Origin of the sequence: Pseudomonas spelaei, from assembly GCF_009724245.1 — a bacterium.
Lineage (GTDB): Bacteria > Pseudomonadota > Gammaproteobacteria > Pseudomonadales > Pseudomonadaceae > Aquipseudomonas > Aquipseudomonas spelaei.
Genome location: NZ_WNNK01000016.1, coordinates 148,993 through 160,453 on the forward strand (window position 1 = coordinate 148,993; position 11,461 = coordinate 160,453).

The window sequence follows — 11,461 nt, forward strand, 5'->3', positions numbered from 1 at the left end:
AACGGCAGGACAGGCTCATTTAAAGACCGTGGCAGTGAATTGCACCGACACGAACAGGTTGAGCAATGCCTCGCCGTTGATATGGCCGCTGCTGTCGAGCAATACGGCCAATGCGGGGTTGGACTTCATCGTTTGCAGATCAAACAGCACTTTCCAGACCCCTGCGATCTGCTTCAGGGGGATTTTCGCGTAAGCCACTTGACCGGCCAGGCCCACGGTGGTCACCGGTTGCTGGGGCTGGTTGCCGGCCGTCAATTTCAGGAAACTGGCACTGGCCGGCAGCGTGATGCCGCTGGCGACCACCAAGGCCAGATAGGCCGTTTCCACCACCAGGCCGCTGGTGTTGGGCGGGAACATCTGGGCGGGAATATCGAAGGCCAGGGTCTGGCTCAGCGGGTCGGCAACGTCGGCGAGAAACGCCGTCCAGGCATCGGGCTGGGTGGACACCAGGCTGACCATCAAGGCTGTGCTGTAGGTCTCGCCGGCCAGAGCCTTCTCGACCCGGTCGCGCCAGGTCTTGCCGCCGTCGGTGGCGGTGTAGCGCAAGGTCAGCAGCACATCTTCGATCAGCGAAAAATCAAACTGGTTGGTGTTCTTCGGCAACTGGTAATTCCAGTTGGACACCGCGCCGGTGCCCTCAAAGCGCTGCAGTTTTTCACCGTCCATGTAGTACTCGACAAAGGCGCCTTCATCGGCAGCAGTGCGACTCAGGGACACGCTCTGGTTCGCGCGCCAGTCCACCCACACATCGCCGCCCGGGTTGCCCGTACCGTCGAGCATGTATTGCAGGCCCTTGGCGGTCGGCTCGCGGAGGATCTTGTTGGCGGTCTGGGTGATGTTGGCGTGTACGCTGACTTGCAAGGCGTCTTCGGCCCCCAGCAACGTCACGCCAACAGCTTTGATTCGTCGGCAGTAATGGCCGGGAAAATCGAAGTCAAACAGCGCCTCGGTCAAGGAGAAGTCCGCCACCCCTTCGCCGCGCAAGCGAATCAGTTGCGCCGGGCTGAGTTGCGAGAGGTACACCTGGCGGGTGATCTCCTGATGCAGTACGTCCTTTTGCGAGAACACGTAGTCCATGCGATCCAGCACCAGGCTCAGGCTTGCGCCGGCCATCAAGCCTCGATGAGCCGGGTCCCACGGATCAGACGTCAGGTAGGCGGTGGTGTCGCCCAAGGCCCATTGCAAGGCACTTTGCGCGGCATCCACCGATTGCAGCGCCAGTTGGTAGGCCTGGTAATACAGGGCGGTGGCACGGCTGACACGCCAGGCGTAATAGTCAGGGTTGTCGAACTTGCTCAGCAGGAACGCTTGTTGTGCCTGGGTGTTTTGCAGGTTGATCTGGTAGCCGGCGTAATCGGCTTTGCTGCTCGCCAGGTCAGCACGGGCATTGAGGATCTGCTGATCGATTTGCGCCAGCTCCAGACCGGCCTGAGTCGACTCTTGTTGCCATCCGGCTTTCAAACGTTGGTACTGGCCGATGGTGTCGCTCAGGTCCTTGGCGGTATCCATGACCTCAGCCGTCTGGCGCCACATACCCGAAGTACGGTGCAAGCTGCCTTCCAGTTGCAAGCCACCGTAGGTCATCGCAAACGGTGAGCCCACCTGAGGTGCTAACGCAACAATGGCGGCACCAGTCTCGAACCCGATGGCAACAAACCCGGCGACCCGCGAGGCAATCCCCAACGCAATCGACAGAATTTCTGCCGCAATCATCCCGTCGCTCACCAGCCCGTCGTAATACTGCTTACGCTGCACGGTCATCGCTCGCGTGGCCTGCACTGCATCCAGAGTGGCCTGGGACGCCTGGGTGCGTTGCTCGAAAGACAACAACTGCGCGTTGATCAGCCGTTGCTCGTGAGTCGACTGCAGGAGCATCAGCGCTTCACTGCTTTGCCCGGCCAAGGCTTGCTCCAGCTCACTGCCGAGCATCTGCAAATCACCCACCACCGACCGAGCGTTATTGACCAGCGTACTAAAGCGCAACGTCTGCGCAGTCGGCGCACGCACCGCCAGCTCGGCGAAGCCACCACCCGAACCACCGGCAGCGGCTGCCCGCACCAGTGCCATGGGATCGATGGGCGCCGCGAACAACGGCAGGAGCAACGTGTTGCCGTCCAGGTCGAGGTTATTGCGGATCTTGTACAGCCGGTCTTCGACCGTGTCCCAGCGGGCCATGAGCATTTCGTTTTGCGGCACACAGAACAGCGCGTCGATTTCATTGAAGGCACCGCCGGCCATCGACGTTGCATTCGCCGTAGCGACAGAGCGCACGGCCAACAGGTTTTCCATGTCCAGCAGAAACTGCGGAATGGCGTCGGGATCGTCACCGTAGCGTTCCAGGACCTGGTTGAACGTCACCGGCAGTTGATCCGTGCACGGGCCGACACTTTCCGGGCGTTGCCCCAACAGGTCGCTGGCCATGGCATACAGCAGGTACGCAGCGTTGAGGTATTCACGGGTCTTGCGCTGAAAGAAGCTGTCGCCCCACGCGACCAGCAAGTCGATATAACCGCAGAACGTCGCACGCTCAAAGGCGCCGATACGCAACTGGGCGATGGCATAGGGGTCATAGGGATCGCTGTTGTACACGGCGATCTGCACCGGGCTGGTAAGCGTCTCCACCATCGATTGCTGGGTGTGATTACGAAACGGTTGGAAGCGCCAGAACTGGCAGGCCAGGCTGGCCGTCTGATGGTTGAACAGCACCGCGCGCACCTGCTCGACCATCCGGGTACGCAGCACCGGGTCGATCACGGCGGGAAACAGGTAGTCCAGGCCGGTACGGCTGGTGTAATCAGTGGCGACCTGATCCTGCTCGGTAATCACCTTATTGGTCTTGAGCAGGACAAAGGCTTCGCCGGCCTGGACGGCGGAGATGTCCGGGGTCTGGAAGTCGGCGGGCGACAATGAGGTCAGGCGTTCACTGGGGTTGAAGATGTACTGCAACCAGCCCAGTGCGCCCTGGAAGTCACCGGCCTGGAACAATGCATCGGCAATCAGTCGCGGGGTGAAGAAAAACAGCTCCCAGTAATACAGGCCATAAACGCCGTCGAAATCCACTTGGGTGGCATCGCTCAAGGCCGGTGGCCGCACCCGTTCGCCGGGGGCGTAGCTGCTGAACGGTGTTGTCGCCAGGATCGGTGCCTGCTGTTGATGCAAACTCAACAACGCGGGCACCCCGCCCTGCTGCAACGCCGCCGACAACCTGGGCACTGCCCCGGTGGTCATCCGAGTGAAGCGGTAATACAGGTCATGGACGTCACGGCGCCAGGTGTTGTCGTAATAACCCCGCAGGATCAGCGCCACGTCCGCCGTCAGCAGCGCGGCTTTTTGCGCGGGCTCATCGGGGAACAAGTCGTCAAGGTCGCGCAGTGGGTCATACCGTGAGGAGATATAGCCTTGCGGGCCAATCACCCGGCGCGTCACCAGGGTATCGAATACATACTGGGCCTGGCTTTGGGAAATCCCCAGGCGGAAGAACGACTGGGCGGTGATGATGATTTCGTCGTCTTCGGCGTAGTAAGACACCAGGGTCATGGTCGGCAGGTCCACCAGCACCACCCGCACCTGGGCCGTCTTGATCTGCTTGCTGGGGGCAGGCTCCGCGGGAAAGAGATAGCTCAGGTCATCCGTGCTCTGGAATGGCCGGGTCAAGCGGCCATTGCTGTCGATCACCTTGTTCTGCACCAGCAGCGCGAACACGGCCTTGGACTCGTCCGGGGAAATATGGCTGCCGACAAACGACAGATCCGTCACGGTCTGCGCGGTGGCCAGGCCCATCGCCCGGGACTTCTCGTTGAGCGGCGGCGAGCGGGACATGTCCGGCGTCACCAGGAAGCTTTCGCTGTTGACGTTACCGACAAAATGCGACGGCTGATTCTTGATCACAAAGGTCGAACACTGGCGGTTCGACAAGCGTGCAAACAGGACCGCGTCGCCCATGGCCGCAAACAGCTCCTCGCGGATCACGAATTCCACCGAGGCATGGTCGGGAGCACCGTCGAGGATTTGCGACAAGTCGGTGGCCGAGTTGAAACTGGGGCGTACGTAGTCGGCGCTGTCCAGCACACCGGCGGCCCTCAGGTCCTTCAAGGCCTGCTCACCGGCCCCGACATCCAGGGCCGTCATCAGGAAGGTCGCCGTCTGTACCTCGCGCTGTTCGATGCTCGCTTGCAGCAGGCAATGCTTGGTCCATTGCCGGATGATCTGCACATCGCGGCGTTCATCACCATTGAACAGGAAGCGGAAATCGGCGTTGTTGTTGAAGCCGGGCTGAACGACATATTTGCCGGTGCCGCTGCCGGCCTTGAGGTAACCGGCACTGACCAGGTCGTTGATCAGTTGCTGCGCCCCGGCCGTGTCGAGTCCGATAAAGGCAATCCAGGCAGCGGTCACCTGCTGGCGCAGCACGGCGGTTTCGATGCGATTGTTCCAGTCGCCGTAGTAATTACTGCGGAACAGGTTGAGGGTCGGCCGCACGTACAGCCGATTCATCGCATAGTCGTACAACGGTTGCACGGTGGGAGGGACACCGGTGGAGTAGTTGTCCGCCAGGTTGAGGAACTCGGTACGCTGGAACAGGTAATCCTTGAGTAACTCGCGGTTCAGCAACAAGGGTTCGCGCAGGCCGACCACGCCACGGAACCCGGAGCCGATGGCCTGGTTGACGATACGGCTGCGGCGGTACACCTCCATTTCGAACTGCGCTACCGCCGGGTTGGTCTGCCCGCTCAAGGGCGGCGTGGCCGGAATCACTATCGGCGTGCCATTGGAGCTGTTTTCGAGGAACGGGCCATACAACACGGCGATCTTTTCATCGATGCGCACGTCATTTTCCGGGCCGATAGGTGCGGTGCCGGCAAACAGCAACACGTTGCACTTCTGCCAGAACAGACTGTTGATGTTGAACAGCTCGTAGCCCGACTGGGATGTCAGCTTGACGTTATTGGGCGCGGCAAAAATGACTTGTTCGGTGGCCAGGGTCTGGTCCCCGACCCAGGTGCCGCTGGCATCCATGAAGCTGTAGCGAATCGCCGCCTTGTACACCACGCTGTTGCTCGACTGGGTGTTGCCGGTCGTCGGTGTCTCAATAGCAGTACTGGAAACCACGCTGGTTTCCACCCAAAACACAAACAGCCGGCCGAAGGCGTACACCGGTGTCACATAAGGTGACTTGATCGTGACGTCGATAGCCGTCCACTCGGACCAGTTGGCCTCATGCTCCTGCTTGGCCCAGTAATAGGCGTAGGGTTCAGTGGCGCTGCGGGCAAACACGTACAGCGTATCGATCTCGCCCCGGCGCGGATCGCTGATGGTGCCGCGAAAGGCATCGACGAACTGCAATGACGCATAGCGCTCCAGGCCCTGCACGTAGTTGCGGTAGACCTCTTCCACCCGCTGCGGGGTGATGTTGGTTTGCAGCAGGTCCGACTCCAGTTGGCGGAACAGCGAGGTGCGCGAGGAACGCAAGGTTGGGTCGAGGTAGTTTTCCGGGTAGAGGAACACCCGACGATTGGCTTCCCACATGCGGTAGGTCGTCAGCCATTGCCACCACACTTCAGGAATCGGCAGGTGTGCGATGCCCGGCTCGATATTGGCCCGTACCCGGTTCAGGTACATCTGCACCGAGGCCAGGGCCAGCACCACTTGGGAGGTCTGGTTGCTGCCACCCATCTGCACGTCCAGCAACAGGTAACCGGACAGGTCATTGACGCTGACGATCTGCGGTTGGCTGACCTCGTAATACCAAAGAAGGCTGGGCACCAGCACATCACGCCGGGCTTCCAGCAACTGCGCCTGGATACCGGGGCCGACGTCGGCCCAGGCATCGCGAAAATGCGCGGCCGCCGCACCGTCGACGGCACTGGCCAACTGTTCCCAGGCCTTCCAGTGCAGGGCACCATCGGTCCCGCTCAACGCCCATTGGCGACTGTCCAGCAGGGTCTGGTAGGCCGTCGCGCCGAAACCGGCCCGTTGCAGCAAGGAGAAGATCGTCGCCAGGCGCAACAGGCCCGACGTGTCGTCATACAGCAGGTCAGTGGTCTTGAGCGCCGTCAGCACGCCACACAAATCCTGCCGGGACCAGCCGGTGAGGACACAGAGTGCCGCGGCCTTCTGCCCATCGGTACACGTGGTGTCGGCCGGCATCGACAGGTACGCCAGGTAACTGGTATCGGTCAGCCCCAGACGCTGCCGGCTTTGCACATACGTGCCCATGGCTTGCACGGTGTCGAGGGTAAACAAGGTACTTAACGTCAGGCCGAACACCTTAGGCGTCGCGACCATCGCTGTTACCACGGGCGCGTCCAGCGGCAGTGCCTGGCACACCAACAACAACCGAGCCATGTCCTGCAAGGCCAGGCTGCTGGCCTTCCAAACCGTGTCACCTTCAGCGCTGGGGGTCAGCAGGCAGGTGATCCAGGCGGGGCGCCCCGTCTGGGCTGAAACCATCGCCCCCAACGCGGCTATCAGCTCGACCGACACGCCCGCCAACGTTGCCAGGCCGCTATTGAGTACCTGACCCTGACTGGCGTGGAAACGGTTGAGGGTTTGCACCACCACCTGAGTTTCTTCGGCGCTGAAACCCAAGGTCGCCAGTTGGGCAACAGTGACCGGTGCGGGCACCAGGGCCAGGAGCATCGTCGGGGCGTTGGGCACGTGGCTGCGATAGGCATCGCCCACTTCCACGGCCACCGGCGCGACCAGGCCGAGAATGGCCACATACATTTCGGCCGCCCGCTCGGCACTGATGGTGGTACCGGTCAAGGCAACGGCGGTAAACAGGCTGCCCTGAGCCTGGGTCCAGATCGACAGCATCGCCTGATAGCTGATGTGACTGATGTCATCGGCCAAAGCGGCAAGTTCCGGGTCAAGGTAGGCGTCGACCTGGGCCACACTCAGGTGGCATTGTTCCAGCCACGCGGGCACCAGCAACCAACGAGCGACCGCTTGAGGCGCAATGGGCAGGGTCACATCGACGTCAACCCAGGCGGCAGTCGCTTGCAGTTCGTCGACACTCAGGCCCATGACCCGCGCCAGGGCCGCCAGGCGATACAGGGTGGAGAGGTTGGCGACGTTCAGCAGCACCTCGTTGCTATCGGGGAACGCCAATGCCGCCAGCGCTTGCAGATCGTCCGAGACCACGTTCAAGCCGGCCCGCAACCGCGCTACGTCAAAGCCGGCGGCCGTGGTGACACCCGCTTTCACGTCCCAGGTGGCGACATCATCCAGGTACAACGGGTTGGCCGCGTCCTTGGGATGATAGGGCCGCCCATCGGCCGCCAGCACCACCGGGTTATTCCACACCTGATCGAACAGCGAAGAGGTGCCAGGCGCACCGCCCGAACCGGTGGTTGGCATCGTTGCCCACAATGCCGAGGCCTGAGCCCAGCTCCATCCCAGGCCTTGTACCACGCCACGGGCCATGGCCAGCGCGGCAAGGGTCGCGCTATCCAACAGATTCAGACCGAGGCTGGCCAGGCCGTACCCCAGGTCGGTGAAGCCCAGGCCACTCCAGCGCGCCAGGCGGATGTAGCGGTTCAGCGCATCCTGGGTGGCTGCCGTCAGGTTGGTCAGGGTGTCAGGGGCGTCGTCCCCCAGTTGGATCTGCACCGACTGTCCAGCCGGCAGCGAGCGGTTGAACCACAGGTTGTGGGCCAACCCGGCCGCCAGTTCGGCGGCACTCATACCCTGGCGCGTGAGTTCGACAACCGCCGCCCGGGGCAACCCCGAACGGTGGGAAAACACGGCCAGTTCCGACAGGCTGGCCAGAGTCCCGCCAGCCCGCAGGCCCCAGGCGACTTTCAACTGAGCGTCGGTGGCCAGGGGCAAACCGACAAACGCCGCCTGCTCCAGGGACAATCCCAATACCGCCAGGGCCAGCGCACGAGGGTCTGCCGACGGAAAATCGCTGGTGCTGCCATACACCGCCGCCAGGCTCAGGTCCATGGCGTTCAGGGTCAACTCGACTTGCGTCCGGCGCGGGTTGAACGGCGTGCCGAATGGGTAGGTGGTGGTCGCCAACAACCAAGGGATATCCGCCTGCTTGGCCTCGACCACCAGCTTATCGGTGAGCACCCGATTGGCGATAGAAAGATAGGCCAGAGTGTCGTTGGTGGTGGCACAACTCAGCGGCAAGGTGAACAGATCATTACGCCGCACCACCAATTGATAAGCCGCCGGAATGGTCGCGATATTGACCTTGCTCACATAGGCATCGGTGATGCGCATGATGTCGACGTAATAAGCCGCTGGGCCAAAGATCGACTTGCAGTCTTCGCAGGTGCAGAAGTTCTGGTTACCGAACAACGCGGCGTAACTGGGCAAGGCTTGCAGCTCTGACAGCGTGTCTTCAGTCACCGTACTGGCGCGCGAGCGTGTCGCCGCTGACTGCGGCCGGGACGCCAGCAGATTGGCCCAGACATGGGTAACCTGGTGTTTGACGTGGCTGGCGCGGTCATGCAGTTGCTCGGCAAAGTCACCCTCCAGATGGGCGGCGACTTGCGTCACGAACAGAGACTTAGGCATTGCGGCAATGTGATGAGCGCTGGGAAAGCCCAGCTCCGTCAGCAACTGCGCGGCGCTTTGGCTGCCACTCAAACGGAACAACCGTTGATAGGCGCGCAAGGTCTTTTCAGCCTTGGACAGGCGGACCTTGGCGGTGCGACTTTTCTTGCGGGCCTTGGCACTGTCCTGGGCAATGAAGTCAAACGTGCCGAGGTCGAAATCCGGGTGTTTGGCGTAGAACTCATCCAGCGCGGTATCGATGATCTTCATGATCGTCCCTGTCCTTTGGGGAGCCATCGATGCCGGGGCAAGCTGTCGTCCTGGTGTCGATATCTCGGTGTAAAACGGGTGGCTGCCGCCTGGAAAAAACCAAGGGGAGCCCCTGCCGGCGCATGCGCCAGCAACAATAAATACTTAATTTTTTCAAATAGTTGCAGACATGTCGGCGATATAAAATGAAGCCCTGCCCGCCTCGGAACAACTCCTCATCCGGCAAACCTGAGGAGAAAGAATCGGTCCTGGGTTGCCTCGACAAAAATGTCTAGATACGAGACTAGCCGAAGATTTTTCAAAGAAAGCGTCGTTGATAGATCAAAAGGCTATCGACCATCAAAGGACTGAGAATGGTCCGATGCCGCCCCCCAACAGACCGATAAATACCATTTGAAAACTTGTAAAAACGGCCATTTGTGCATAGCGTAGCGCCCCCTTCGTTGCGCCCGCCCCTTCTGCGCTCGACTTTCCTTCAAGCAATAAACGGAACCCTTGATGGCTACTCGTCCCCGCTCCTCCTTGCTGACTTTCGGCCTGCTGCTGGGCAGTGGCGTCAGCGCCAGCCAGGCGGCCGATATCGAACTGGCACCGGTCAAGGTTCAGGGCGAGGAGCGCGGCGGCTATCAATCCGAGACCGCTTCAGCAGGAGGTTTCGACGAAGCAGCCTTACTGGATACACCCGCTTCGATCACGGTGATCAACGAGTCGCTGATCAAGGATCAGCAAGCACGCCTGCTCAGCGAGGTGCTGCGCAACGACGCCTCGGTGGGTGAAAGTTATGCGCCCATCGGCTACTACGAAAACTTCGTGGTACGCGGCTTCTCCCTGAATGCGGCCAGCAGCTACAAGATCAACGGCCGCACCATCACCGGCGAGCAAAACGTCGCCCTGGAAAACAAACAGCGGGTGGAATTGCTCAAGGGGTTGTCGGGCCTGCAAAGCGGGATTTCCGAACCCAGCGGCGTGATCAACTACGTGACCAAACGCCCGGAAGATGTGCGTTCGGTGACGGTGTCCACCGACGATCGCGGCAGCGGTTATATCGCCACGGACGTGGGTGGCTGGTTTGGCAGCGAGCAGCAATTCGGACTGCGGGCCAACGTGGCCCATGAAGACCTCAGCTCTTATGTCGAACACGCCAATGGCCAGCGGGACTTCCTGTCGCTGGCCTTTGACTGGAACATCAGCCCGGATGCGCTGTTGCAACTGGACGTTGAGTATCAGAACAAGCAACAGCGTTCGGTGCCGGGGTATCAGTTGCTCGGGGGCACGGAGTTGCCGCATCACGCTTCACCGAAAAAACTGCTGGGGCATCAGAGCGGTGCCAACCAGGTGGGCATTGATTCGCTGAACCTCAATGGCAAGTTTGAGTATCGCTTCAGCGATCAGTGGAAAGGCAGTGTCAGTGCCTCGCGTAGCAAGGTGGTGATTGATGATTACAGCTCGTTTGCGTGGGGCGGTGATACGGCAGGCAATGGCAACTACTTCAGTCCGAATGGTGACTACGGCATCTACGACTTCCGCAGTCCCGATGACACTCGACGTAATGACGAAGTGCAGGCAGCAATGACCGGGTTGTTCAACACCGCAGGACTGGGTCATGAGCTGACATTTGGTACAAGTGCCTTTCGCCGGGTGGTGAACCAACGAGAACCGATCAACGCGTTTATCGGCACCGGCAATATCGATCAGGAACCGGAAAATTTCCCACGCTATAACGGAAAGCTTAACGATAGCCACCGCCGTCTCGACAGCCGTCAGTACGGGCTGTTCCTGACCGACCGCATCAGCTTCAACGAACAATGGCAGACCGTACTGGGGGGCCGCGAAGTACGTCTCGACGAACACGCCTTCGACAAGGACGGCAATCAGTCGCGCCAGACCCAACAGTACGTGTTCCTGCCCCAGGCGGCACTGATCTACAAGCCTGTGGAGAATCTGTCGCTGTATACCAGCTACAGCAAGGGTTTGTCCTTGGGCGGCACAGCACCGTGGTTCGCCCTTAACAGCTTCGAAACCCTCGCCCCAACCGTCTCCCGACAAATCGAAGCCGGGGTGAAATACGACTGGCGCCGTATCAGTTTTGCCGCCGCCGTGTTCCAGACACGCCAGGCCTATCAATACGCCAAGCCGGATGACGCGGGCACTTACACCTACGTGCAACAGGGTCAACAGAAAAACACCGGGCTGGAGTTGTCTGCCAACGGTTGGGTGACGTCGCGCTTGCAGATTGCGGCCAGTGCTGCGGCGATTCGGGCTCGGGTCAGTGGCAGTGGTACGCCGGAATATGAGGGCCATCAGGCGATCAACGTGCCGAAGCTGCGGGCCAGTTTGTATGCTGACTATGCGTTGCCCTGGGTGGATGGGTTGGCGGTGCTTGGTGGGGTGCAGTACAGCGCCAGCAAGTATGCCAATCGTACGGGGCAGGTTGAGGTCGGGGATTATGCGATCTTCAATGTGGGCAGTCGTTACAGCACACGGATCGATGGGTATGAGACTGTTTTTCGGTTGACGGTGGATAACGTGTTTGACAAGCGTTACTGGCGGGATGCCGGCGAATACCTGGGAGACGATTACCTGTTCCAGGGCGCGCCGTTGACGGCTCGGTTGAGTGCTTCGGTTAATTTTTGAGGGGGGCGGGGTGATGGTGGGCATATCCGTTGCTGCGGTCACGGCTGCTTAG

General features: G+C 60.7%; 2 protein-coding genes. One reads left to right on the top strand and one right to left on the bottom strand.

The features are described 5' to 3' along the window. Nucleotides 1-15: 15 nt before the first annotated feature. The gene (locus tag GNF76_RS19150; protein ID WP_178123407.1) at nucleotides 16-8,775 is read right to left on the bottom strand and encodes a Tc toxin subunit A-related protein; all 8,760 of its coding nucleotides are present in this window, start codon (nucleotides 8,773-8,775) and stop codon (nucleotides 16-18) included. Nucleotides 8,776-9,273: 498 nt separating this feature from the next. On the opposite strand from GNF76_RS19150, the gene GNF76_RS19155 reads away from it, so the two are divergent. After that, entirely contained in the window at nucleotides 9,274-11,409 is a 2,136-nt protein-coding gene (locus GNF76_RS19155) for a TonB-dependent siderophore receptor (protein ID WP_155584691.1), read from the top strand. Nucleotides 11,410-11,461: the final 52 nt, after the last annotated feature.

What these genes read in the sequence shown, in the direction of transcription:
- GNF76_RS19150 (WP_178123407.1), bottom strand. Translation starts at nt 8,775, where the DNA reads ATGAAGATCATCGATACCGCGCTGGATGAGTTCTACGCCAAACACCCG.
- GNF76_RS19155 (WP_155584691.1), top strand. Translation starts at nt 9,274, where the DNA reads ATGGCTACTCGTCCCCGCTCCTCCTTGCTGACTTTCGGCCTGCTGCTG.